The sequence below is a fragment of the Parapedobacter deserti genome, assembly GCF_042646065.1.
Taxonomy (GTDB): domain Bacteria; phylum Bacteroidota; class Bacteroidia; order Sphingobacteriales; family Sphingobacteriaceae; genus Parapedobacter; species Parapedobacter deserti.
Window position 1 is genome coordinate 74017 of sequence record NZ_JBHRTA010000038.1, and the last position, 25653, is coordinate 99669.

The following is a 25653-nucleotide window of genomic DNA, read 5'->3' on the forward strand; positions in this document are numbered from 1 at the left end:
TAAATGGGGATTGATAGATACGGAAAAGAACACTTGCATAATGCGATTTAAAGTTACGGATAAAAAGCGCCTAAATGCCAATAACTTATTATGAAGTTTTTGTTAACCTCCGTGCCGTTATTAACAATGGGCTTTGCGTCTAACCTTTAAGCATTACTGCGGTTGTTTGTAAATTTCCGGGCGCTAAGTGCTATTCCCTTGTCCCATACGCTAAGTCTCCGGCGTCGCCCAACCCAGGAACGATGTATGCTTTGCTGGTCAATTCGCTGTCTACACTGCCTACCCACAACCGGGCTTGAGGGAGAAACGCGCGGACGTGGGCAATGCCTTCTTCGCTTGCAATGGCCGACACGATCATGAGCGACTTGATGTTGAAATCGTCGAGTAACTCTTTGCAGGTGAGCACCGCCGTTTTACCTGTTGCCAGCATCGGATCGATCAAGATCAGCAAACGGCCGTCGAGGTTTACGCTACTTACATATTCCTTACGAATTTCGAACGCACCGCTCTTCTTGGTCTTTCGGTAGGCGCCAATGAAGGCACAATCTGCTTGGTCAAAGACGTTGAGCATGCCCTGGTGCAGCGGAATGCCGGCCCGCAAGATAGTGGCCAGCACGGGCTGCTCGGATAATAAGGCGGTTTCGGCAATGCCCAAAGGTGTTTCGACCTCTACAGGTTCATAGGTGAGCGTCTTACTGATTTCATAGGCGAAAATCTCGCCTAAGCGTTCCAAGTTGCGGCGGAAACGCATGCGATCCTGCTGTACTTCAATATTGCGTAGTTCGGCAAGAAAATGGTTGGCAATACTGTGTTGTTCGGTTAAGACATGGACCATGATTCAAACTTAGTCATTATATTCGTCATTTGCAATGACCTTGCGTGAAGCAGCTTTGCGCCTTCACGTGAAAAGATTATCTTTGTTCTCTTGCGCTAAAAACAATCCAGGTTGTTCTTAGTTTTTATGTTCAGCACTTCATGAATTTCAAACTTACATCCGAATACGTACCTACCGGCGACCAGCCAGAGGCCATCCGACAGCTGGTGGAAGGAGTCAATGCCGGAGAAATGTACCAGACATTACTGGGCGTTACCGGTTCGGGCAAAACGTTTACGATTGCCAATGTCATCCAGCAGACGCAGCGTCCAACTTTGATATTGAGCCATAATAAAACCTTGGCCGCGCAATTATATGGTGAGTTTAAGCATTTTTTTCCGGAAAATGCCGTCAACTACTTCGTGTCTTACTACGATTATTACCAGCCGGAGGCGTATATCGCATCTTCCAACACCTATATCGAAAAAGACCTTGCCATCAACGATGAAATCGAAAAGCTGCGGCTGCGGACAACCTCCGCATTGATGTCGGGCCGGCGAGATGTGATTGTGGTCTCTTCGGTTTCGTGCATCTATGGTATGGGCAACCCGGAAGATTTTTCGCGGTCGGTGTTCCGCTTTGGTGTGGGTACGGTTATTAGCCGCAATGCATTTCTGCACCGCTTGGTTGAAATCCTATACGCCCGTACAACGACGGATTTTAAACGCGGGACATTTCGTGTGAAAGGCGATACGGTGGATGTATATCCCGCCTACATGGATGAGGCTTACCGTATTTCCTTTTTCGGTGATGAGATTGACGAGCTTAGCGTGATTGATCCCGGTTCCGGCAAAACCTTGGATAAAATGGAAACCATGGCGCTGTTCCCGGCCAACCTCTTTGTGACACCAAGGGAGAAGTTCGTGGACTCACTGTGGGCTATTGGAGAGGAACTTGAGCTGCGCAAGGAACAGTTGCTCCTGGATGGAAAACCTTTAGAAGCCAAGCGGCTGGAGGAGCGCGTCAACTACGACCTGGAAATGATGCGCGAACTGGGGTACTGCAGCGGTATTGAAAATTATTCACGGTTTTTCGATGGCAGACAACCTGGTATGCGGCCATTTTGCTTATTGGATTATTTTCCCGAAGACTACCTGATGGTTATTGACGAAAGCCATGTGACGATACCCCAAATCCGTGCCATGTACGGGGGAGACCGTTCGCGCAAGATTTCATTGGTGGAGTATGGCTTCCGTTTACCTGCCGCATTGGACAACCGGCCACTGAATTTTTCGGAGTTTGAATCGATGGTCGGGCAGACGATCTATGTGAGCGCCACCCCGGGCGACTATGAACTGCAGCAGACCGAGGGTGTTGTCGTGGAGCAGGTGATCCGCCCGACGGGACTGCTCGATCCTGTAATTGAAATCCGCCCTATTGTCAACCAGGTTGACGACCTGTTGGATGAAGTGGACCGCGTATCCAAAGAAGGCGGCAGGATATTGGTAACAACGCTAACCAAACGGATGGCTGAGGAGCTCACGAAATACATGGCCAAATTGGGCATCCGCGTGCGGTATATTCATTCCGAAATCAAAACGTTGGAGCGTGTTGAGATTCTGCGTGGACTCCGCTTGGGCGAGTTCGATGTGCTGGTAGGAATAAACCTGCTCCGTGAAGGCTTGGATTTGCCCGAGGTTACGCTGGTAGCTATTTTAGACGCAGACAAAGAGGGGTTTTTGCGTTCTGAGCGTTCGCTCATCCAAACGATCGGTCGGGCTGCCCGCAACGATCGGGGCCGCGTGATCATGTATGCGGATACCGTCACCGAGAGTATGCGAGTGACAATTGAAGAAACCAACCGCCGCCGCGACAAGCAGATCCGGTACAACGAAGAGCACGGCATCACCCCCCGGACGGTTGGCAAATCTCGGGAAGCGATACTCGAACAGACCTCGGTGGCAGATTTCAAGAGTGGTGAGGCTAAGGCATATGTAGAGCCCGAGCTGGCGAGCAGTGTCGCGGCCGACCCCCTGGTGCAGTACATGAGCAAACCGCAGTTGAAGCAGGCGATCGATAAGGTTCGGAAAGACATGGAAAAGGCGGCCAAGGACATGGATTTTCTTCAGGCTGCCAAATTGCGTGATGAAATGTTTGCGCTGGAAAAAACCTACGCAAACCAGTTCGGCAAATAAGATCGCTCACTGAAACCGCTCGGGGTCGAAAAGTCCGATGTCAATAGCTGTTCGGTCGCCCAGTGCCAATTCAGACACCATTTTTCCCACAGCGGGTCCTGTGCTCAACCCCATCATGCCCAAGCCTCCCGCTACGATTAAATTCTTTACGGACCTGGAGCGGCCGATGTAGGGTAGGCCATCCGGCGGACAAGGCCTGAAGCCATGCCAGATTTCCCCGCGTGCGGGCATGGGCAGGCGGTATTCCGGATAATATTCGGGTATGGCGTTAACGATGCCTTCCACGCGGTTCATATTGATGCGATGGTTGATGGGGGCAAGCTCCATGGTGCCTCCGATGCGCACCTGGCTTCCCATCGGCGTCAAGGCCACGCGGTGCTCGAGCAGAAGGGCCGGGTGTCTCACCTTGCCTTCAAATGCGGTGGTCATGAGCGAATAGCCTTTCCCCGGCATCAACGGGACGCGCAGCCCCGCTTTTTTTGCCAAGCCCTGTAGCCAGGCCCCACCCGCAAGCACCACGCTATCGGCAGCAAAACTGCCGTTGGTGGTGATTACCTCGGCGATTTCCCTGCCGTGATGCTTGAACCCCACCACTTCGGCATGCGGTATCATGGTTACTCCCAGCTGAGCAAGTCGCGCTGTAAGCAACTTAATCAAAGCCGGCGGATAGAGGTGTGCATCGCAGCGGTAATGCGTGGCGCCCAACACGTCCAGTTTAACGTCAGGCTCGATAGCCTGTACTTGTTCGCGGCTCAGCATTTCCACATCGAGTCCAAATGACCGGGCATCTTCGGCCAGATGCATCTCTTCTTCGGCGGTTTTAGCTGTTTTATACAGCATGAGAATGCCGCGGTGCGCAAGTCCGAACCCATCGCCCAGGTCCGCCGCAAGTTCGTCATATAATACGTTGCCCAAGTTATTGAGCGCAAGCAGGTGAGGGGCCGATCGTTTTACATGTTGTTCATTGGCATGTTTAAGAAACTTCACACCCCATGATAGCAGGTTGCGGTTCAGTGAAGGTTTCACATAAAATGGGCTTCTGCTATTAAACATCCATTTGATACCCTGTGCCACGATGCCCGGTGCGGCCATGGGTGTGAAGTGACTGGGAACGATCATCCCTGCATTGCCGTAAGAGCAATTGTCGGAAAAATCGCTTTTATCAAGGATGGTAACCTTCCAATCGTCTTTTGCGAGGTAATAGGCCGAAGCCAGACCGATGATGCCGCCACCGACGACGACGGCCGTTCCCTTGGATGGCTTAGCAGCGGTTTGATGATCAGTGATCATTTCGTTGTTTTATGCAGATGAAACCTTTGGTATAAACTAAACAACTTGGAAACCGTAGGCGTAAGGATCCGCGTCGTCGATAATAATGGTGTTATAGCCTGTTATCATTGCCCACCCTTCGATACCGGGTACGATAGCTGGTCGTCCGTCGCCAAATGCATCGTACACGACATCCTCCACGGTTCCAATAAATTTTGAGCCGATGATGCTCTCGTGTATAAACCGATCTCCTTTCTTCAACTTCCCTTTGGCATACCATTGAGCCATACGGGCAGAGGTGCCTGTGCCGCAGGGCGAGCGGTCTATGGCTTTATCGCCGTAAAATACGGCATTGCGTGCAGTAGACGAAGCATCCAATACCGATCCTGTCCACTGGATATGACTCAGGCCCCTGATGTTAGGGTCCTCGGGATGTACAAACGTGTATTGGTCGTTTATCCGTTGGCGCAAGACCCGGCTCCAGCTGATGAGTTGGTCTGCCGAATAATACTCCAAACCGCTGAAATGATCCTGTGGGTCGATAATGGCATAGAAATTTCCTCCATAGGCGACATCTGCGGTGAGTGTGCCCAAGCCAGGGCACACTACGGTGATTCCCTCGGCCGCCAGGAAAGATTTGACGTTGGTCAGCTTTACAGACTTGACCTTTTTACCTTCCTGAACATAGTCGATCAGGACCACGCCGGCCGGTGTCTCCAGCCGCAGTCTTCCCGGAGTCTTCGGCGTGATCAAACCCTCCTCAATCGCGATGGTAACCGTGCCTATGGTGCCATGTCCGCACATCGGAAGGCAGCCACTCGTTTCGATGTACAATACACCGATATCGTTGGCGGAGTCGATGGGTGGATACAATATGCTTCCGCTCATCATGTCGTGCCCGCGCGGTTCGAACATCAGTCCCTTTCTTATCCAATCGTGCTCAGCCAAAAAATGGAGCCTGCGCTCCATCATGCTATTGCCCTGCAATAGGGGGCCTCCGCCGGCGACGAGCCGCACAGGATTGCCGCACGTGTGGGCATCAATGCAGAAGAATGTTTTTTTCATTTTTGCTATCAGCTTTTAGCTATCAGCCACGAGGCGCAGGCTCTTTTGTCAATGCACCGTTCACCGTGCGCCAGATGCCTAATGGGTTGGCGTCTTTCAGCTCATTGGGCAGAAACTCATCCGGCCAGTTTTGGTAGCTGATCGGCCTGGCAAACCGCCTGATCGCATCCGGCCCCACGGAGGTGAACCGATTATCTGTGGTTGCCGGGTAAGGCCCGCCATGCTGCATGGCATAACATACCTCTACACCAGTCGGGAACCCGTTGAGCAATAAGCGGCCGCATTTGTCGGTAAGTGCCTGAATCAACCGCTCGTTATTTTTGATATCGTCCTGCTCTGCGAGTACAGATACCGTGAGCTGCCCATCCAGGGCCTCGGCTATTGCTGTCGCCTCGTCAGCTGTGTCATAAATTACCAATAAGCCAAAAGGGCCGAATACTTCATGCGCCAATTGCTCATTGGCGAGGAACTGGCTGGCCTTTACTGTGGCCACAGCAGCATGCCCATGGCCTTCTGTATTTGTTTCCGCAACGGAAGCTAACACTTCCACCCCTTGTTGACTAAGCAATTCGGTTTTCTTTTTGGCATAGGCGGAAGCTATTCCGGCGTGAAGCATTGGTGCGGGTGCCGCCTCGATGATCTGCGACCGCAACGTATTAAGAAACCGATCGAGGCCAGGATGGTTCGGTGCCGCAAGAATACCCGGATTGGTGCAAAATTGTCCAACACCCAACATCAGCGAAGCCGCGTACTGTTTGGCGGTTTCCTCAGCGGCATGTTCCAGCTTGTTGGGGAGCAGGAATACCGGATTGACGCTGCCCATTTCCGCAAATACGGGAATCGGTTCGGGCCGTTTGCTTGCAAGATCGTAAAGCGCCTTGCCTCCGGCAAACGAGCCGGTAAAGCCGACCGCTTTTACCAGCGGGTGCGAGACCAGGTGCTGACCACCTTCAAATCCGTCGCTGCGTACCTCAGCAAACAATCCATCGGGCAATCCAGCCTTCCGTACAGCGGTTTTGATGGCCGTTGCCATCAATGCCGATGTCTCAGGATGGCCGGGGTGGGTTTTGATAATAACGGGGCAGCCCGCCGCGATGGCAGATGCGGTGTCGCCTCCTGCCGTTGAAAACGCAAAGGGAAAATTACTCGCCCCGAACACCGCAACCACGCCCAGGCCCACATAGGTTTTGCGGACATCGGGTTTCGGGGGCGTGCGTCCTGCATCGGCAGTATCGATCCGGACATCCAGCATATTGCCGCTGGACAGCGCATCCGCATAGCTTCGCCATTGAAAAACCGTTCTCGCCTTTTCACCTGCAAGCCGGGCTTCCGGCAGGTTCGTCTCGGACTGTGCCGCACGGATCAGTTCGGGCCCCAGCGCCTCGATTTCGTCGGCCACCTGATGCATAAATGCCGCACGGCGCTTAATATCGATACCTTTGAAGGTTAAAAAGGCTTCATGCGCGCGTTGAACCAGTTGATCTATTTCGGGAATCGGTGTGTCTTTACTCATGATGCTTGTTCTACTACTCGATTGAGCGGTAAATTTAAGTAATCTGGCAATACTGGCCGCGTGGCAATTGCATCATCGATGATTTTTTGGACGCGGGCCCGCTCCTCGCCTTCCAGCGGAAGCCGCGGAGCGCGTACATGTTCGTTGCTTAGTCCTTCGGCTGTGGCCGCAAGTTTGATGTATTGCACCAGGCGGGGATGGATATCCAGTTCCAGTAAGGGCATAAACCACCGGTAAATCGCCAGCGCTTCTTCCAGCCGCCCAGCCTGCGCCAACCGATAAATTGCCACCGTTTCCCGTGGGAACGCGTCAACCAGGCCCGCTACCGAGCCGTGGGCGCCCACAAGCTGGCTTTCCAGGGTTATTGTATCCACACCGCCCAATATTTTGAAGCGGTCGCCAAAGCGGTTGATCATTCGTGTGATGTTGGTCAAGTCACGAGTAGATTCCTTTACCGCCTGTATATTGGGGCTTTCGGCCAGTTCGGCAAACATATCCACGGTAACATGGATGGCGTAATCCACCGGATTGTTGTAGATCATAATCGGCAGATGCGTTGCGGCTGCGATGGTTTTGAAGAAGTGTACGACTTCCCGGTCGGAAGCTTTATACCGCATGGGAGGAAGCAGCATCAGGCCGTCTGCACCCAGTTTTTCAGCTTCTTTTGCAATACGTACCGCTTCCACAGTAAGCTGCTCCGCGATATTCAACACAACAGGTATATGCTCCGGTATATGTTGTTTAGCAAACGCCAACAAATCAAATTTCTCTTGCGCGCTCAGTGTGCTGGCTTCGCCCAAAGTTCCGGCAATGATCACACCGGAAACCCCGGCATCGATCTGTGCCAGAAAGTTCTTTTTAAACATTCCGTAGTCAATCGCTCCGTCTGCCGTAAACGGCGTAAGCAGCGCCGGATAAACCCCATGCCATAGTTCAGTTTTACTCATGTCTTATGTTTGCTTATTTATTTAATATATGCGTCGACACATCCGTCTTTTGGATGTCACAAAGATAATGGGACCAGACAGGCCAAACCACCTACTAATTAATCAATGCTGTGCAGATATTAACAATCCATGTTATTGTACGCCATTAAGGTACCGCGATAAATATTCCTTGGGCGAGGTGCCCGCCACGCTTTTAAACACCCGGTTGAAGTTGGTGATGCTGTTGAACCCACAATTGTAGGCTACGGTGGCGATGCTGTCGTATTCGCCCGAGGTGAGCTTTTTGCAGGCTTGGTTTATGCGCATTTCGTTGAGAAAAGTGACAAAAGTAACGCCGGTATGTTTTTTAAAATACCGGCAGAAAGCCTGTGGCGTGAGGTGCGCCTCAGCAGCTACTTCTTCGAGCGTCAAGGCGTCCCGGTAGTGTTGCAAAATATAGTTGTAAATATTGCCCATGCGCAGACCTTCGCCGTCGGTAACATGTTCTTTGCTGAATGTGGAGAGGTGCTTCGGTTTCGGGGACATGCGGCAAAACGTCCGCAAAAGGTGTAGAAAATGCAGCATTTGGTCCATGCTGCGGGATTCTTTCAGTTTCAATATATGCTTGGACACCGCCGGGAAAAATTGCTCTGAAAGTTTAAACCCGTATTTATACTCTTTTAGAAACGCATTGAGTTGGCTCAGTTCTGGTAACTGCAGGAAATTAGCCAGGTGACCGTTTGGATCATAAAAAATAGAGATGCTATGAACGTAGTCCGCTTCGGGCTGCACGGCTGCTTGGCGGCTACCCTTAAAGACATGCGACTGGTTAGGCGCAATCATGAAAATATCATTTGGCCGGAAGGTATGCATGGTGTTCTCTGCAATCAAGGTACCCTCGCCTTTGATAATCCAGATCAACTGCGCTTCCTTGTGCCGATGCAGGTAAGGGTAAAACTGAGGAATGATATCTTCCTGGATGATGACCGTTTTATCGGGCGTGACTGGAACGGTAAATTGAAGTGCTTTCATAAGCGTGCGAGTTAATAAAAACTTTACATAAATATACGGATATTAACCGCGTTTATCCAACAAATTCATGAAAAGTGGTTAAAATACGGTTACTAATGGCTAATAAGCTGAGATAAAACATTGCTTTGCGCAGCCACCCGCTATTGTTGGCACTATTTTTATAGTTAATATCGGCGAAACGTTATGATAACATCCAAGGCTCTTGTTTGTTACACAGTGAAGTGTTGGATGAAGAATTTAATATTTGGCAACGGTGTAGCATTTGTTGATCCTATTCCGTATTATACACGACGATACTTTTGCTGTACATTATAATAAATTAACACCGAACTACATGATGATTAGTGAAAAGGCGAATCGCATTTTTGAGCAAGCAATTGAAAACTACCATCTTTTTGATTCCATTGACTGTCCTTACAATAATCCCTATGCAAGTCATACACTGGATTACCTCTTATATAAAAAATGCTGGATCGATACCATGCAGTGGCATATGGAAGACGAAGTGCGGGATCCGGACATCGATCCGGTAGTCGGACTGGAGTGGAAACGCCGTATTGACGACTCTAACCAACTGCGGACAGATACCGTTGAGTTGATCGATAATTATTTTTTGCGTCATTTTTCGCATGTCATTCCGCAGAATGATGCACGGGTCAATACGGAGAGTCCGGCGTGGGCGTTGGACCGCTTGTCCATTTTGTGTCTGAAGATCTATCACATGCGCCAGGAGACCCAAAAAATTAATGCGTCTCCCCAGCATGTCACGTCCTGTATGGAAAAGTTGATGGTATTGCTGCGCCAGCATGAAGATCTTTCGCGTAGCATCGACGAATTGCTTGACGACATCCGTAAAGGAAAAAAATACATGAAAGTGTATAAGCAAATGAAGATGTATAACGATGCAACGCTGAACCCGGTATTGTATGCCGCTCGAAAATGAGGAAACGGGGAAGAATTCCGTGATACTGGTTTTCCGGTTTTCTGCCATGGGAGACGTTGCCATGGTGGCTAGTGTACTTCGGGAACTTGTAGAGCAGCGCCGGCACCTTACGCTAGTCATGGTCAGCAGGGAGGCCCTTCAGCCTTTTTTTGCCGATATATCGGGAGTTGTTTTCCATCCGTTTTATCCCCACGGGCCGCATCAAGGTATCAGCGGATTATACCGGCTCTTTAAGGAGTTGAAGCGGTATCAACCTACTGCCGTAGCCGATTTGCATCATAATATCCGGAGCAGGTTTCTTTCCCTTCTGTTTCGTCTAAGCGGCATTGCGGTCCGGCAATTGGACAAGGCGCGGAAAGAGAAGAAAGCGCTTACCCGCGCGTATAAAAAAATTATGAAGCCTCTTAAACCTACTGTTGAACGGTATGCGGATGTTTTCAGGAAGCTTGGCTACCCGATGGCGTTGAGCCATACCTTGAAACGGAGGAAGCAACCATTACCGGAGACGGCGAAGCGGCTGTTTGCGGATCATGGGGGGAAAAAGGTAGGCATTGCACCGTTTGCGAAACACCTGCCCAAAGTATATCCATTTGACCGCATGGAAGAGGTGATCGCCTACCTCGACCGACAGGGTCATACCGTATTGGTTTTTGGTGGCGGCACTGCCGAGCGGCAGGTGGCGGCGGGGTGGCAGGCAAGATACAGCCAAGTGCACAGCGTTGTTGATCAGTTTTCCCTGCAGCAGGAGCTGTCGATCATATCCCATCTTGATGTAATGATCAGCATGGATTCCGCAGGCATGCACATGGCATCGTTGATGGGTGTACGCGTGTTGTCTATCTGGGGCGCGACCCATCCGTATGCCGGTTTCTTAGGGTATGGTCAGGTTCCGGACGATTGCATTCAGGTGGACCATCCTGCACGGCCGAGCTCTATTTACGGAAACAAACCCTGTATCTGCGATGGAAAGGACAGCATGGAACTTATCGCTCCAGTAATGATCATCGATAAACTACGCGAAGCAGGACTATGAACATCGGGTTTGATGCCAAGCGAATATTTCACAACCAGACGGGACTGGGCAACTACGGACGGGATCTGGTACGCATCCTGAGTGCGCATTATCCCGAGCATGGGTATTACTTGTATAATCCGAAGGCTTCGGGCCGGAAGCTATTTGGCCTAAGCACCCCCAATGTGACCGAACGGTTGCCCCGATCGCGCTTCGACCGGACCTTCCCTAGCGTTTGGCGATCAAGTGGAATGGTGCATGACCTTCGCAAAGACCATATAGAGCTTTTTCACGGGCTATCCGGCGAGCTGCCCATCGGCCTCCGGCGTCACGGCATCCGGAGCGTGGTGACCATACATGACCTAATTTTTGTGCGCTATCCCGCATTGTACCATATCGTAGACCGGACCATATACCTAAGGAAATTTAAGCACGCCGCCCTTCATGCCGACCGCATCATCGCCATCAGTGAGCAGACCAAGCAAGACGTCGTAGCGGTTCTGGGTGTGGATGCAGGTAAGGTGGAGGTAATATATCAAGGATGTCACCCAGCGTTTAAGCAGCGCTATACCGACGCTGAGAAGCAAGCCGTGCTGGAGAAACATGGCCTTCCTCCCGATTTTATCCTGAATGTCGGTACCATCGAAGCGCGGAAAAATGCGTTGGTTATCATAAAGGCAATCGCGTCGCTCGATGTACATCTTGTTATCGCAGGAAAGGCAACCCCATACTTGGATGAGCTGAAAACCTATATTGAACAGCACAGGCTATCCAAGAAGGTCACCTTTATACATGGTACATCCATTGACGAACTAGCCAAGCTTTACCAATCTGCGCGATTGTTTGTTTACCCGTCGCTATTCGAAGGCTTTGGCATTCCAATTATCGAGGCATTATATTCCGGCGTACCGGTCATCACTTCCAACACCGGCTGTTTTCCTGAAGCCGCAGGCCCCAGCTCTAAGTATATCCCCCCGGATGATGTGGCTGCGCTCACCCAAACGATACAGACAGTGCTCGGCGATGCTTCCTTACGCATGGCCATGATAGCACACGGATTGGATTATGCCCGGCGATTTGACGATGCAGGCATTGCCCGGCAGGTACATTCACTGTACCGAGCGTTGTGTCCGTAAGCCGGTTAGGCAGCACAATTGTATTTGCGTTTCATTTTCCCTAATTTTGCCTCGCAAGAAGCAGGCAATCAATCAACAATGGGAATGCTTTATGAAGGTTAGCTTAATCATCTCGGTGTACAAGAATACGCTGTTCCTTAAAACCATTCTCGATAACCTGCGCTATCAAACGATCAAGCCCGATGAGGTGATCATTTCAGAAGACGGAGACAGTCAGGAAATGCGCGATTTTCTTGCCGGATATGAAAGCCCAGATACCGCGCTCGTGCACGTGACGCAGGCGGATGACGGTTGGCGGAAAAACCGGGCGCTGAACCGCGCTATTGTCACCGCTTCGCATGAGTACCTGATATTCATAGACGGGGATTGCGTGCTTCATTCACGTTTTGTCCAGAATCACCTCCGGTTGTCGCGACCACGTGATATCTTAGCGGGGAAGCGCGTGAAGGTGGGACCGCGGTATAGTGATCAGCTGTGCCGCATGCCTTTACCACGTTTCCAACGGGGAACTATCCGCCGGATACGCCAATTGGCGAAGGACGGCGGGAAGTTTGTGGAAGAAGCGGTATACTTGCCATTGAACAGGGTGACTGCATTCGCCATACGGAAGCTTGGCATTACTGGGATAAAGGGATGCAATTTCTCCTGTTACAAAGAGGCGATGTTGGATATCAACGGATTCGATGAGGACTACGTGCGACCGGCGGTCGGTGAAGACCATGATCTGGTGTGGCGTTTCCAGGGATTGGGTTACCGTATTGTCTCCGTTAAGCATTTTGCTGTTCAATATCATTTATATCACCCCGAAAGCTGGGTGTCCCAAGAAGAAAACCTTGCGTTGCTACGCCGCAAGCAAGCATCGGAACAATACCGTTGCTTAAACGGGATTATAAAACTATAATTAGAATTGCCAGATAATCAGATGCCAGCACCGGAGAAAAGGAAAGCCGTGTATACGGCTATATTCGGAGACTATGAAGGATTACTTCCGCAAAAGGAAATCGCGGGTTGGGACTTAATTTGTTTTACGGACAATCCGGCACTGAAAGCAAAACCCTGGAAGATAATTTTGATCGATCCGCCTGTCCCGGGCGACCAGGTCAGAAGCAGTAGGTATATCAAGATCAATCCGCACCTGTTTTTGAAAGATTATGATGTCAGTATATTTATTGACGGAAACTTTTTAGTCATCGGAAACATCGATAAGTTGGTTGGGACAATGCTGTCCGATGCGGTAATTGCCTGTTTTGATCACAACCAAAATACATTGGATGCCCGGGATTGCGTATACCTTGAGCACGCATCCATAAAGCGGATGGCTGAAGAAAGGGGTATTAATAAGGACGATCCGCAAGTGATGGAGAAGCAGATGGCCTACCTGCGGACCCAGCACTATCCGGAGCACAACGGGCTGGTATATTCGGGCGTATTATTAAGAAAGCATCATGATAAGCGGTTGATCAAGGCGATGGAAGATTGGTGGTATATGGTTAAAAACTACAGTAAGCGGGATCAGCTAAGTTTTGATTACGTGATGTGGAAGCATGGCCTTGCTTATGCGGTGATCCCCGGCGACTCCCGGCGGGGGAATGGCTATTTTTATATGCTGGGGAAGCATCGGAAGAATTGGTCCGGCAAGTTGCGTAGGTTTAAAATAAAGCGGTCATTGGGGTTGGTAAAAAAACACGGCTAACATGGGTTCCGAACAAATCAAAGCAATAGTAGCCACACCGGTGAAGGATTCCGTTGAAAATACATTGGAAACCATAGCGGCCGTCCGTGCCAACAAAGTAGCTATAGACCACTATGTGTATAACGATTTCAGCTCAGCAGAAACAAAGCAAGCGCTTGAGCAGCACAAGGTGCGCTATGGCTATCGGCTTGTCCATCTGGAGGATCTGACCAGCCATCCGTCGCCAAATTACCGGCTTGTGCTCCGGGATGCGCAGCGACAAGCGCTTAAGAAAAACGTTCCGCTGATCTTGGTGGAATCCGATGTGGTCATTGAAGCGGACACCATTAAAAAGATGCTGGATTTTTATGGGCAGCATCGCTCCGTTGGGCTCGTTGGTGCCATTACGGTGGATGAAGAAGGAAATGTAAATTTTCCTTACCTTCGATTCAAAGACGAGCCGGTTGAAGCAGGGCGCCTTGGAAGGAGCTATGTCGAGGTTAGAAAGAGTTTAAGCTTTTGTTGCACACTGATTTCCCTGGAATTTCTGCGGGAATATGATTTTGTGTACCTCAACGAATCAAAAGACTGGTTTGATATATTCATTTCAAACCAAGCGTTGGCTATGGGGTTCAAAAATTACTTATTGTGCGATGTTCCTGTGGTGCACCGGCCACATGGCAGCAGACCATGGAAGCAAATGAAGTATAAAAATCCAGTGAAATACTATCTGCTGAAATTTCTAAAAAGGAGAGATAAGATATGACCCCTTTGGTATCCGTCGTCATCCCGTTTTACAACATGGAAGAGTTTTTGGGCCAAACCATTGACTGGGTGCTGGAAAGTACCTATTCGGACATGGAGATCATATTGGTTGATGACGGTTCTACTGATGGTTCAAACGCTATTGCCAAGGGATATTCCGAGCGCTTCGGCAAGATCACCCTGCTGAAACAGGAAAACCAAGGCGTATCGGTAGCAAGAAATAACGGGATCAGCCAGGCTCGGGGAAAATATATTCTTCCGGTGGATGGCGATGATATGCTGTGTAGCGCTTTTATTGGGGAAGCCGTCAGCGTATTGGAGGAAAGGCCGGAGGTGAAAGTAGTGACAGCGGAAGGGGAGTTTTTTGGCGATAAAACGGGTGCGCGCAAGTTGCCCCGCTTTGATATCAATCTGCTGGCAAGAAGAAACGTTTTGCATGTTAGCGCATTGTATAGAAAAGTCGATTGGCTGGCCGCCGGCGGTTACTGCCCTGAAATGAAGGGCCGCGAGGATTGGGATTTCTGGATTTCGATGCTCAAAGGCGGCGGGGAGGTAGTCCGGTTGCCCATCATCGGCTACAAATACCGGATCAGGCCCAATTCCAAAAGAATACGGACGCGAAAGCTGAAAAGGGAAATAAACGACTTGCTCAACGCGCGACACCGTGAATTTTTCAAACGTGTGCTGGGTGGGCCGCTGCGTATCCAGCGCACTTGGTCGAGGCCTTACAACAAGGTTCTTTCCTTATTGGGATTGTTGAAATGATGGCAGACTATTGTAACGAAAACGGTATTTTATCCGTTCACTGGTAAACAACTTAGCGCAGACAAGCATAGGCGGAGATGAATGTTACCCTGTTAATTTCTACATATAACTGGCCGGAAGCACTGGATCTGGTGTTGCGTAGTGTTGTGCGCCAAAGCCGCGAGCCTGACGAGGTTGTCATTGCCGACGATGGCTCGGATGAACGGACGGCTGAGCTTATCGGTAGCTATGCCGGCTTGTTGCCAATTAAGCATGTTTGGCACGAAGATCAAGGATTCCGCAAAAGCATCATTCTTAATAAAGCGGTACGAGAAATTTCTTCACCCTATATTATCGAAATCGATGGAGATATTATCTTACATCGACATTTCATCAAAGACCATTTGAGGGCTGCAGAACGCGGTTTTTTTGTTCAGGGCAGCCGGGCGATGATTGGTGAGCGGAAATCGAAGCAAATATTGGAAAATAAGCAACTTGATCTTTATGCATTAAGCCGGGGCATGCATACACGGTTTAACGCTATCCGATTCCCTTTATTATCGGGGCTTTTCAAAACCAATCCGCAAAGTTCGCATAATGTTAAGGGTTGTAATCTAGCTTTTTGGTTAGACGACTATAAAAAAATTAATGGTTATTATAATGGCTTTGAAGGGTGGGGTTGGGAAGACTATGAATTTGCCGAGCGGCTCATCAATACAGGAGTAAAGAAAAAGCGGTTGAAATGGGCAGCGGTGGGCTATCACATCTTTCATCCACTCAGCTCCCGGGGAAATTTCGAGCCGAATGAGGTGATCTATAGGGAAACCGTGGAGAAAAAACTGGCTTACCGGGAGCCAGGGTATTTGTCGTAAGTATTCAATTTCAGCCATGAGCAATGAAGGTTTAGTATCAGTTGTCATACCCAACTATAATCATGGGAAATTTCTAGATCAACGCATTCAGTCAGTGTTGGCTCAGAGCTACGAGAGACTAGAGATTGTCTTGTTGGATGATGGTTCTTCCGATGACAGCGTGGATGTGATCGAAAAATACCGAAACCACCCTAAAGTGTCCCACGTTGTCATTAACGAGCAGAACTCTGGAAGCCCTTTCAAACAGTGGACGGCAGGTATTTCATTGGCCAAAGGTGAGTTTGTTTGGATCGCCGAGAGTGACGATTGGTGTGAGCCGACCTTATTGCAATATCTGTTGGAGGGAATACAACAAGATAGTGATTGTGTCATTAGCTATTGTCAGTCTTATTGCGTGACAGGAAATGAAATAAAGTGGCAATCATCGCATAGGCAACTTTCAGAAATTGTTAAAGGAAACGAATTCATTAGAAAGTATCTTTGTCCGAATCCCGCTATAGTTAATGTAAGCATGGCGATCTGGAGGAGGAAAAATTTTGCATTGATTCCCCGTGACTTTTTAAATTACCGGTTTAGTGGAGACTGGGTGTTTTGGATAGAGCTTGCCAAGACCGGTAATGTATGCATTAATGGTCGTTTACTAAACTATTTCCGGAAACACGAGGCCGATGTTAGTACTGGTGCATATGCAAGCGGGTTGAATTTCGTAGAGGGGCTCTCCATTTTGGACAACATGTTCAAAAACCAGCTTATCGGAAAGAAAGCATATGAGCATGCTTATAAGAAAAACTTCAGGGAGTTTCGAAGTGTAGCTGATGAAATCTCTGACCCGGTGAGAACCCAAGTTATCAATCGATTTCGGAATCCACTCACATCAAGAAAACTTTTCTATAAAATATGGTTAAGTGCGGTATGGAGAGCAATGAAAGGACGGAAATGATGCAGCAACTCAATAACGATTTACAACGTGGTGTTTCGGTTATTCTTTGTACATATAATGGAGCGGATAAATTGCCGGAAACCATCCGTCACCTTGCGGAACAAAAAATGCCTTTAGATGTGTCATGGGAAGTTGTTTTTGTTGATAATAATTCATCTGACGGGAGTTTGGAGGTTGCCTGTAGAGAGTGGGGTTTATATGGGCCTGTAAATGTGGATTTCATCGCACTACACGAAACGAGACCCGCCAAATATTATGCGCTGCAAACAGCCATGGCACATGTGCGTTTTTCGTATTTCGTAATTTGCGATGATGATAATTGGCTGGCCAGCGATTACCTCTCGCGGGCCCTTTCGCTACTCGAACGCCATCCGGAGGTGGGGGCTGTGGGTGGTCAGGGTATTCCTGTTTTTCCGGAGAACTGGCGATCCCCTTCCTGGTTTTCGTCGTATAGCGAAGGATATGCCGTAGGGCAGCAGGCGGACAAAACCGGATATGTGACCAAGCGGGGATATCTTTGGGGGGCAGGCTTAGGGTCGAGGACAGCGGTCTACAAATCCTTTTATGAAAAGTATCCGTCTTTTCTGTTATTACACGATGATCCGAGTATCATGACCACAGAAGATACCGAATACTGCCTCCGGCTTATCCTTCGCGGTTATGACTTGTACTACGACAGTGCATTAAAATTCAAGCACTTTATTCCGGAAGATAAGTTGACAGAAGACTATATGCATGCGTTATATAAGAAAAATCATGAAGGGTTTGTGGTAACCGGTAATTACTATTTAGCCGTCAAACTCTTTGATAAGTGTGGGCGGCTAAAGCCGTTGAACAAACTCCGTTTGAAACTGCTGACACCATTACGGTTGTGGTTGGCTCGCACGCATAAGAAACGGATTCGGGAGCAGACGATAATGTCCTATCTGTTTCTCTCGGCCAGATACAAAAATCACATTACTCCGCACGTTTTGGACTTTCTTAAAGATGAAACCGTCGCAAGGTACGGCCGCTTAGTCTCACAACCTTCAAGTAATGGCAATTAAATTGCTCGGCATCAGATTGCAGCACATAATGCTTCGAGCACTTTTTTTATCCGGTTGCGACAAGTCTAGTGTTTCGGAAAAGAAGTTTTCATTAAATTCGTCATGGGGTTCTGCGACGACTGATTCATATGCCGTAAGATATTATTTGACTAGCGGATCTTCACGAATTTAAGATTAGCCTTGCATGGTTAGGTGTACACCATTCGTTCAATGATATTCTATACCGGATTTGTGCCGGTGTATGAACATTTGGAATGACGAGACTTTTTAGAAACAGCTGGCTGAAATCAATAATGTGTATATTATGCAAGTTGTCTTTTTCGGATCCTCAGTACTTTGAAATAGAAATAAGCGGAAAGGGCCATCAGTCCAGCTGAATATTTTCCTTTTTTAAATAATTCTTTGCCTGTTTTTTTGATGATGCCTTTGTAGCGTAAAAACTCGGGTTGTCTAAGTTTACCGCCGTAATAATAAAGGATATTCTCCCATTTTTCGCGTTCAAACCGTTGGTCGACATGTTGCGTGCTCATGCCTCCGGTAGCAAAAGTGGCGATGATGAGAGGGGTGTATGCCACCTGATAACAAGCGAAACATCGGAGATTCAGGTCAAAATCGGCACAGATCGGGTAATCAAGGTTGAACCGAAGTCCATCATCGAAAATCTTTTTCCGGTATACGATCGCTTGGTGGCTTATGTTCTGTTCAAACAGCGAGGCGAGGTTTGTTTCTCCCCTGTAAATGGCACCGTCTTTAACCCAATGGCTGTCTCCGGACATCATAACGTTCCCATAAACAAGATCTGCTTTGGTTTTTTTTAGTATGGTGCTGAGGGAAACAAACGTGGACCGCTCATAAAGTGTGTCGTCACTGCCTAAGAAATACAGCCACTTTCCAGAAGCACGTACGATAGCGCGATTCATCGCGTCATATACGCCATTGTCCTTTTCGGAAAATACTTTAATTCTGTTGTCATTGAAAGCACGGACGATTTCAATTGTCTTGTCAGGAGACACCCCATCCTGGATGATCATTTCAAAATCCTCAAAGGTTTGTTCAAGCACACTGTTTATACATGCATGGATGGTCTTTGCCGATCGATATGTTGGAATGATGACGGATAAAAGTGGCTGTTTCATGTGCTTACCTAGGGAATAGTTTTTTTCCTATTCGTTTAATTAAGGAAGGCCTGTTTAGCTTGATGTGGTGGGCAAGAGCTTCGCGATCTTCTCCGATGGGGCGCTCGTATTCGTCTATCCGTTCACCGATAAATTGGTGGCCAGTCCGTTTTTTCGGAAAAGGTTTCCCTTCGAAAAACTCATCGTGTATCGTTTGCGAGTGCTTAAATTTCCGGTAAACTTCCTGTAGGAAAGCTTGGTCTATTCCATACTCATCCGGCTTATTGTTGATGAAGCGCTTAATGGAAGACTGCATGGGATAACAGCCGCCTTTTATACCCCACATGCCTCCCAATATCCCCATGTCTTGCGTTCCAAAGGGAATACGGTGATAGGGGTGGTCACGCATGATATGGATAGTCGTTCCGTCGGCAATCCATTGGTCTACGGCACTTTTTTCACGGGTGGAGATTCTGGAGTCGGTGTCTCTGAAAATGGCATAAGCGCAATCGGCGTTATCTGCAGCTAAGAAGCGCCAACATAATCCGTATACAGCGCTTCCAGACATGTCCTTCAAAATGACGCCGTGTCGCCGGAGCTCATTTAACACATCATTGGGGACGGTGTTGTCATGGTAAATCACAGCTTGCCAGCCTGGGTAAATGGTTTCGGTCAGCTCCGCATTCCGGATGGCGCCAATCGTGTAAGTTGCATTGTTGCCCCACAGACTAAAAGAGATGTATTTCCGGTCCCGCACAGGTTGCATTCTGCTATTTTAGTTACCAGACAAATATAGTAAACCGTGGTGTATTTTTTTTATTTTTGCCCCATGCCTGCAGTATCTGTATTGATGTTAGCCTATAATGTGCACGGTTATATTGCAGATGCTATTCAAAGTGTTTTAGACCAATCTTTTCAGGACTTCGAACTCATCATATATAATGACGGATCAACTGATGGCACAGTGAATGTTGTCCGTAAGTTTTCAGATTCGAGGATACGGCTTATCGACAATCCCGTAAATCAGGGTCTCTCCCACGCACGGCAAGCGACATTGGAAGCAGCTACTGGTAAGTACGTCGCAATTTTAGATAGCGACGATGTTTCTTTGCCTGATCGGTTGCAGAAGCAATATCATTTTATGGAACAGCATCCACAGGTCATGTTATGCGGAGGGAACGCCCTAATTATCGACGAGGAGAGCAACAAGACTGGAGAATTGCTGCATCAAATCTACGGGCACGACGAATTAAAGGTGCGCTTTTTCTTTAACAACATCCTTGTTAACTCTTGTGTCATGTTTCGTAGAGAGAAAGCCCTACAACTTGGGGGTTATCGAGATCGGGCTCCTGCTGAAGATTATGACCTCTTCGTGCGCCTTGCGGATCAGGGTGCCATCTATATTTTCAACGAGCCTCTGGTATATTACCGGATTCATGAAGCGAATATTTCCCAATCGAAGCGGGATGCCGCAATAGCTTATTTACGCGAAATTAAGGATGAACAGCTCCGATTATTAGGGAGCGACCCCCAGCAATATGGTGCCATATTTGATGCCTTGCTGTGGTGGCGGATCACTGAATACAGTCTTGAAGAGTTTTTTACGATGTTGGTGGCATTGAAAGATGCGAACCGGTTGACCCAAAAGCTGCCAGTTCGATTGTTCGAGAGAGAACTCTATACACGTTGGTACAACTTAGTTTTAGCAACGGCGCCTAAAAAGCAAGCGAGCAGTTACTTGCTAAGAAAGGAACTTTTCAATAGTTCTAATTTGACTTTTAAGCAGGCAAGGCGTATCGTTAAGTCTTGGTTGCGGTCGCTGTTCTAATACCGGACGAATGAAAAGGAGAGCGTCTGCGCCATGAAAATAATTAAATTCCTCGGTGGTTTGGGCAACCAACTGTTCCAATATGCATTTTTCCGCGCGATGCAACAACGGTTTCCCTTTGTTAAAGCTGATTTATCGGAATTTAGCACATACGGACTTCACCACGGTTATGAGCTTGAAAGAATTTTCGGCATCAAGCTGCCTGAGGCGTCCGCTTTTGAGCGCAAGCTGTTTGACCAACAGGACCGTCGTTGGATACAGCGTAAGCTGAGGAGGCTATACGGTACTAAAAATGGCTATTACGAAGAGCCATTGCTTTTTGCTTATGACGGATCGATATTTTATGATTCGAAAAGCCGCTATTACTGGGGATACTGGCAGCATATCAATTACATCAATCCCATTGAGACGCAATTGCGGACCGAACTTCAGTTTCCTGCTTTTTCCGATGCGCGTAATAAGGAGTTGGAATCAAGGCTGATCGCCGGAAATACAGTAAGCGTTCATATACGTAGGGGAGATTACCTCAATGACCCGATATTAGGCGGCATTTGTGACGAAGCGTACTATCATCGGGCACTGACCTATATGAGAAAATATGTGGTTGACCCGAAGTTTATCTTTTTTTCAAATGACATCCTTTGGTGCCGCGAGCGTTTTGCTATTCCTGGATCGGTCTACGTGGATTGGAATACCGGCCCGGAAAGCTTTCGCGATATGCAGTTGATGACGCTATGTGAACATCATATAATCGCCAACAGCAGTTTCAGCTGGTGGGCAGCATGGCTGAATCAACGTCCGGATAAGATTGTCGTCTCGCCAAAACGTTGGGTCACAGTAGCGGATTTAGACCTTTCGGGAATTATCCTTCCGGAATTTGTGACCTGTTGAGTGCTGTCCTTCGGGTTGGTTAAGGAGGAGCTACAGAACCGCTGTAAGGCATGATTATTGCGGCCTTATCATATGGCAAAAAACCTCTTCATCATCAGGCATGCAAAGTCCGATTGGAGTTTTGATGTAAATGACTTTGATAGACCGCTCAATCAGCGGGGATATGACAATGCGCCTGCTATGGCCACACGTTTGGCCCAATACGCCGTTCATCCAGATAAACTTATCAGCAGCCCAGCCAAACGGGCGATTACAACCGCACAGCTGTTTGCCGAACGCCTTGGGATACCTCCGGAAGACATCCAAACGGATGGCCGGATTTATGAGGCGCTACCCAACACGTTATTAGAAATCATCAATGGGCTGGACAATGTTTATAACAGTGTTGCACTTTTTGGACATAATCCGGGGTTGACATTACTGGTCAACTACTTAGCCGACGAAGATGTTTACAATGTGCCAACCTGCGGTATTGTACACATCCGGTTTGAACGTGTTGAAAATTGGGTGGAGGTAAGCGGCGGTATTGGCACCAATGTGTGGTTCGCTGCGCCCAAAGACGGCGCCTAAGCCACTTGATTTCAATATAAAATCGTTACCTTTACCCCGAACATGCCCAATAAGCTACATAGCGAAACTTCACCCTACCTGCGGCAACACCAGGATAACCCTGTTGAATGGTACCCTTGGAGCGAGGAGGCGCTAGCCAAGGCCAAAGCTGAAAATAAACTGATCATTGTTAGCATCGGGTATTCCGCATGTCACTGGTGCCATGTGATGGAGCGTGAAAGCTTTGAAAACGAGGCCATAGCGCAGGTGATGAACAGGCACTTTGTGTCTATCAAAGTCGACCGAGAAGAACGGCCCGATATCGATCAAATTTACATGATTGCCGTGCAGCTGATGACCAACCAAGGGGGATGGCCGCTCAATTGCATTTGCCTGCCTGACGGTCGCCCTGTTTATGGAGGGACATATTTCCGCCCGGCTGATTGGCAGAATGTATTGCTGCAATTGGCTGAAATGTGGCGCGAACGGCCGGAAGTAGCCCTTGACTATGCCGAACGCCTGACCACAGGTATCCAGCAAAGCGAGCAGCTGCCTGTAAACCGCATACCCGAGGCATATACACCGGAGGATCTGAAGGCGATCGTAACCCCATGGAAACGCCTTTTCGATACACAGGAAGGTGGGCATGCGCGGGTACCTAAGTTTCCCATGCCCAATAACTGGTTATTCCTTTTGCGATATGGGGTATCGTCCGGAGACCAGGAGGTATTGGAACACGTGCATTTTACCCTCCGAAAAATTGCATCCGGTGGGATCTATGACCATGTTGGCGGAGGGTTTGCCCGTTATTCGGTCGATGGCCGATGGCATATCCCGCATTTTGAGAAAATGCTGTACGACAACGCGCAATTGGTGAGCTTGTACGCCGAAGCTTGGCAGCAACGTCCAACACCTCAATATAAGCGGGTTGTTATGGAAACTCTGGAATGGGTTCGGCGTGAGATGACCAGTTCTGATGGAGGATTTTATTGTGCGCTGGACGCAGACAGCGAAGGCGTCGAGGGAAAGTTTTACACCTTCCAACAGGCGGAAATCGAAAATCTGCTGGGCGAGGAAGCCGAACTGTTTGTCCGTTACTTTGGCGTTACGGGAACCGGTAACTGGGAGGAAGAGCATACGAATGTCCTGAAAATCGATATCGATGCGGATCACATGGCAAAAGAGGTGGGGTTTTCTGATGAGGAGTGGGAGTCATACCTTGCACAAGGCAAACAAAGGCTGCTCGATTACCGAAATAAGCGGGTGCGCCCGGGGTTGGATGATAAGTTGCTGACCTCCTGGAATGCGATGATGCTTAAAGGGTTTACGGATGCGTATCGGATTTTTGATGAACCCGAGTATTTAGTTGTGGCGTTGCGCAATGCGGATTTCATCCGCAAGCACCTGTATGCAGAAGACGGCGGGTTGCTGCACCAGCCTCAGGCGAACGGCAAAGCCATCGCCGGCTTCTTGGATGATTATGCGTTTTGTATCGCCGCGTATTCGGCGCTGTATGAGTCGACCTTTGACGAGGCGTGGTTGAATGAAGCAAAGCGACTCATGGAATACACGCTGGATCATTTTTATGACGATGGGTCGTCAGCTTTCTTTTATACTTCGGCCACCGCTGAACAGCTTATTGCGCGCAAGCAAGAAATAATGGATAACGTGATTCCGTCGTCATCGTCTACCATCGTCCAGCAGCTTTACCGGCTGGGAGTGATTTTCGACGAACAGCGCTACACCGACATCGCATCGCAGGCACTGGCTAATGTGGCCCCTCATATGGCATCTTATGGTGCTGCATATTCCAATTGGGCCATCCGGCTGCTCGAAGAGGTATATGGTTGTCCTGAGGTGATGATCACCGGCCCCGGGTGGCTCTTGATGCGGAAGGCGCTGGACAGGCATTACGTGCCGAGCAAAATGTTATTGGGCGGAACAAAAGGGAGCCTTCCTTTGTTAGCTGGTAGGATGGGTGATACGACCAAAGCGTATGTATGCCGCAATAAAACATGCAGCCTGCCCGTGGAGCATGTGGAGGATTTATTGCAATTAATTACCAAATGATAACTGGGGTGTGCGCGCCACACCCGTAATTTTTAAACAAATGACAATAGCACCCAACAGCGTGGTAACGCTGACTTACAAACTCCACACCGTCGAAAATGGCGAAAGAAACTTCGTAGAGGAAGCCGGCCGGGATAACCCATTGGATTTCCTGTTTGGTGTGGGCATGATGTTGCCAAAATTTGAGGAAAATATTGCCGGACTGGAAGCCGGAGATACCACCGATTTTGAGCTGTCTGCGGAAGATGCTTATGGCGAAGTAAACGAACAGGCCATTGCCTCACTTCCCGTGGATATGTTCAAAGAAAGCGGCATTCCGGCCGTCGGGCAAATTCTGCCGTTGCAGGATAACCAGGGCAACCAATTCCGGGGAAAAGTGACCGAAGTGAGCCCGGAGACCGTCGTAGTCGATCTCAATCATCCCATGGCTGGCCAGAATCTGCATTTTGCAATAGAGGTTCTATCCGTCAGGGAAGCAACGGAGGAGGAATTAGAGCATGGCCATTCACATGGCCCCGATGGCACGCACCAGCATTAACGACCTGATTGATTTGTTGCCCGGAGCATCTCCCTTTTTCCAGGTGCTCCGGGCACTTTTTCGACTTTAAACCCCAAGGCTTTCAACGTCCGTTTAAGATTCCCGGTGATGGCGTAGGTGACAAACACACCGCCCGGTTTCAGGTTTCTGCATACATACTGGATGACTTCGGCTGTCCATAGCTCCGGCTGGTGTACGGCCGCGAATGCATCGAAGTACAGGATGTCGAAGCGCTGCCAGGTATCGAATTGCATGACATCGGTTGGAATAATCTCAAGCTGACATCCTTCGGAAATTGGTTGGCCGAAACGTAAACTGTCTTCATACCGAGCAAGAAAAGACGACCAAAGCGCATCAGACACATAAGCCCCGTAACCGGTTTGCGAGAGGGTGCCTGGTGGCAACGGATGTTTTTCCACGCCTATGTATGTCAACGGTATGCGCTGGTGATGGCAATAGTCTGCACTGAGCAGGAAGTTGAGTCCAGTGCCGAAGCCGACTTCCAAAATGGTCACAGCTTCCGGCGCTTGCGTGCTGAGATAGTGCCGGAGCCCCATCTGAAGAAACACATGCCTGCTTTCCTGTACGGCGCCATGCCGTGAATGGTAGTGCTCACCGACCTCAGGGTGATATAAGGTCTTCGAACCGTCCGCTGTGACAACAAATTCCATCATGTTGTGCAAACTTAAAATAAATCCACTACTTTAGTGACCTAAAT

At 48.9% G+C, this 25653-nt stretch carries 25 protein-coding genes; 16 read left to right on the plus strand and 9 right to left on the minus strand.

The genetic code is table 11. From position 1 onward, the window contains the following. Nucleotides 1-190: 190 nt before the first annotated feature. Nucleotides 191-835, minus strand: a complete 645-nt coding sequence (gene upp / locus ACFOET_RS13060; protein ID WP_379023335.1) for a uracil phosphoribosyltransferase — start codon at nucleotides 833-835, stop codon at nucleotides 191-193. A 140-nt stretch (nucleotides 836-975) separates the two neighbouring features. Here upp and uvrB point away from each other — a divergent pair, with 140 nt between their 5' ends. Further along, nucleotides 976-3009 (plus strand): excinuclease ABC subunit UvrB, encoded by a 2034-nt coding sequence (uvrB, locus tag ACFOET_RS13065; protein WP_379023337.1) that lies wholly within the window; start codon nucleotides 976-978, stop codon nucleotides 3007-3009. Nucleotides 3010-3015: 6 nt separating this feature from the next. Here the strand turns inward: uvrB and ACFOET_RS13070 are convergent, their stop codons facing one another. From ACFOET_RS13070 to ACFOET_RS13090, 5 genes are all read right to left on the minus strand, one after another. Further along, a complete protein-coding gene (locus tag ACFOET_RS13070) occupies nucleotides 3016-4299 on the minus strand; it encodes an NAD(P)/FAD-dependent oxidoreductase (RefSeq protein WP_379023339.1) in 1284 nt (427 codons plus the stop codon). 36 nt (nucleotides 4300-4335) lie between these two features. Continuing rightward, complete coding sequence (locus ACFOET_RS13075) at nucleotides 4336-5343, minus strand: 4-hydroxyproline epimerase (RefSeq protein WP_379023341.1); 1008 nt, start codon at nucleotides 5341-5343, stop codon at nucleotides 4336-4338. Nucleotides 5344-5365: 22 nt separating this feature from the next. Beyond that, nucleotides 5366-6856, minus strand: coding sequence for an aldehyde dehydrogenase (NADP(+)) (locus ACFOET_RS13080; RefSeq protein ID WP_379023343.1), 1491 nt, complete (start codon nucleotides 6854-6856; stop codon nucleotides 5366-5368). Continuing rightward, on the minus strand, nucleotides 6853-7803 hold the full coding sequence (locus ACFOET_RS13085) for a dihydrodipicolinate synthase family protein (RefSeq protein WP_379023345.1): 951 nt from the start codon (nucleotides 7801-7803) through the stop codon (nucleotides 6853-6855). Before ACFOET_RS13085 ends, ACFOET_RS13080 begins: the two co-directional genes overlap by 4 nt. 132 nt (nucleotides 7804-7935) lie before the next feature. After that, nucleotides 7936-8814, minus strand: coding sequence for a helix-turn-helix domain-containing protein (locus tag ACFOET_RS13090; protein ID WP_379023347.1), 879 nt, complete (start codon nucleotides 8812-8814; stop codon nucleotides 7936-7938). A gap of 337 nt (nucleotides 8815-9151) precedes the next feature. Between ACFOET_RS13090 and ACFOET_RS13095 the strand changes: the two genes are divergently transcribed. From ACFOET_RS13095 to ACFOET_RS13140, 10 genes are all read left to right on the plus strand, one after another. Continuing rightward, nucleotides 9152-9757 (plus strand): DUF4254 domain-containing protein, encoded by a 606-nt coding sequence (locus tag ACFOET_RS13095; RefSeq protein ID WP_379025116.1) that lies wholly within the window; start codon nucleotides 9152-9154, stop codon nucleotides 9755-9757. Beyond that, entirely contained in the window at nucleotides 9741-10790 is a 1050-nt protein-coding gene (locus ACFOET_RS13100) for a glycosyltransferase family 9 protein (RefSeq protein WP_379023349.1), read from the plus strand. Before ACFOET_RS13095 ends, ACFOET_RS13100 begins: the two co-directional genes overlap by 17 nt. Then, nucleotides 10787-11905, plus strand: a complete 1119-nt coding sequence (locus ACFOET_RS13105; protein ID WP_379023351.1) for a glycosyltransferase family 4 protein — start codon at nucleotides 10787-10789, stop codon at nucleotides 11903-11905. The genes ACFOET_RS13100 and ACFOET_RS13105 overlap by 4 nt, the downstream gene beginning before the upstream one ends. 91 nt (nucleotides 11906-11996) lie before the next feature. After that, nucleotides 11997-12806, plus strand: a complete 810-nt coding sequence (locus ACFOET_RS13110; RefSeq protein ID WP_379023353.1) for a glycosyltransferase — start codon at nucleotides 11997-11999, stop codon at nucleotides 12804-12806. A 21-nt stretch (nucleotides 12807-12827) separates the two neighbouring features. Next, complete coding sequence (locus ACFOET_RS13115) at nucleotides 12828-13598, plus strand: glycosyltransferase family protein (protein WP_379023355.1); 771 nt, start codon at nucleotides 12828-12830, stop codon at nucleotides 13596-13598. A gap of 1 nt (nucleotide 13599) precedes the next feature. Next, nucleotides 13600-14343, plus strand: a complete 744-nt coding sequence (locus ACFOET_RS13120) for a glycosyltransferase (protein WP_379023357.1) — start codon at nucleotides 13600-13602, stop codon at nucleotides 14341-14343. Continuing rightward, nucleotides 14340-15107, plus strand: a complete 768-nt coding sequence (locus tag ACFOET_RS13125; RefSeq protein ID WP_379023359.1) for a glycosyltransferase family 2 protein — start codon at nucleotides 14340-14342, stop codon at nucleotides 15105-15107. The genes ACFOET_RS13120 and ACFOET_RS13125 overlap by 4 nt, the downstream gene beginning before the upstream one ends. Before the next feature lie 77 nt (nucleotides 15108-15184). After that, on the plus strand, nucleotides 15185-15958 hold the full coding sequence (locus tag ACFOET_RS13130; protein WP_379023361.1) for a glycosyltransferase family 2 protein: 774 nt from the start codon (nucleotides 15185-15187) through the stop codon (nucleotides 15956-15958). A gap of 16 nt (nucleotides 15959-15974) precedes the next feature. Next, nucleotides 15975-16898, plus strand: a complete 924-nt coding sequence (locus ACFOET_RS13135; RefSeq protein ID WP_379023363.1) for a glycosyltransferase family 2 protein — start codon at nucleotides 15975-15977, stop codon at nucleotides 16896-16898. Beyond that, nucleotides 16871-17944, plus strand: coding sequence for a glycosyltransferase family 2 protein (locus ACFOET_RS13140; protein ID WP_379023365.1), 1074 nt, complete (start codon nucleotides 16871-16873; stop codon nucleotides 17942-17944). The genes ACFOET_RS13135 and ACFOET_RS13140 overlap by 28 nt, the downstream gene beginning before the upstream one ends. Before the next feature lie 302 nt (nucleotides 17945-18246). Here ACFOET_RS13140 and ACFOET_RS13145 read toward each other — a convergent pair whose 3' ends face one another. After that, a complete protein-coding gene (locus ACFOET_RS13145) occupies nucleotides 18247-19080 on the minus strand; it encodes a glycosyltransferase family 2 protein (protein WP_379023367.1) in 834 nt (277 codons plus the stop codon). Nucleotides 19081-19084: 4 nt separating this feature from the next. Beyond that, nucleotides 19085-19825, minus strand: coding sequence for a hypothetical protein (locus ACFOET_RS13150; RefSeq protein WP_379023369.1), 741 nt, complete (start codon nucleotides 19823-19825; stop codon nucleotides 19085-19087). Between the two features lie 63 nt (nucleotides 19826-19888). Here ACFOET_RS13150 and ACFOET_RS13155 point away from each other — a divergent pair, with 63 nt between their 5' ends. The 5 genes from ACFOET_RS13155 to ACFOET_RS13175 all read left to right on the plus strand — a co-directional run bounded on the left by ACFOET_RS13155 (nucleotide 19889) and on the right by ACFOET_RS13175 (nucleotide 24935). After that, nucleotides 19889-20887, plus strand: coding sequence for a glycosyltransferase family 2 protein (locus ACFOET_RS13155; protein ID WP_379023371.1), 999 nt, complete (start codon nucleotides 19889-19891; stop codon nucleotides 20885-20887). A gap of 33 nt (nucleotides 20888-20920) precedes the next feature. Further along, nucleotides 20921-21778: an alpha-1,2-fucosyltransferase gene (locus tag ACFOET_RS13160; RefSeq protein WP_379023373.1), complete on the plus strand. Its 858-nt coding sequence runs from the start codon at nucleotides 20921-20923 to the stop codon at nucleotides 21776-21778. Between the two features lie 72 nt (nucleotides 21779-21850). Further along, the gene (locus tag ACFOET_RS13165; protein WP_379023375.1) at nucleotides 21851-22348 is read left to right on the plus strand and encodes a SixA phosphatase family protein; all 498 of its coding nucleotides are present in this window, start codon (nucleotides 21851-21853) and stop codon (nucleotides 22346-22348) included. Between the two features lie 42 nt (nucleotides 22349-22390). Beyond that, nucleotides 22391-24397, plus strand: a complete 2007-nt coding sequence (locus ACFOET_RS13170) for a thioredoxin domain-containing protein (RefSeq protein ID WP_379023377.1) — start codon at nucleotides 22391-22393, stop codon at nucleotides 24395-24397. Nucleotides 24398-24437: 40 nt separating this feature from the next. Continuing rightward, nucleotides 24438-24935 (plus strand): FKBP-type peptidyl-prolyl cis-trans isomerase, encoded by a 498-nt coding sequence (locus ACFOET_RS13175; protein WP_379023379.1) that lies wholly within the window; start codon nucleotides 24438-24440, stop codon nucleotides 24933-24935. Here the strand turns inward: ACFOET_RS13175 and mnmD are convergent. Continuing rightward, nucleotides 24932-25609: a tRNA (5-methylaminomethyl-2-thiouridine)(34)-methyltransferase MnmD gene (gene mnmD / locus ACFOET_RS13180; protein WP_379023382.1), complete on the minus strand. Its 678-nt coding sequence runs from the start codon at nucleotides 25607-25609 to the stop codon at nucleotides 24932-24934. The two genes, ACFOET_RS13175 and mnmD, sit on opposite strands and share 4 nt — an antisense overlap. Nucleotides 25610-25653 lie beyond the last annotated feature (44 nt).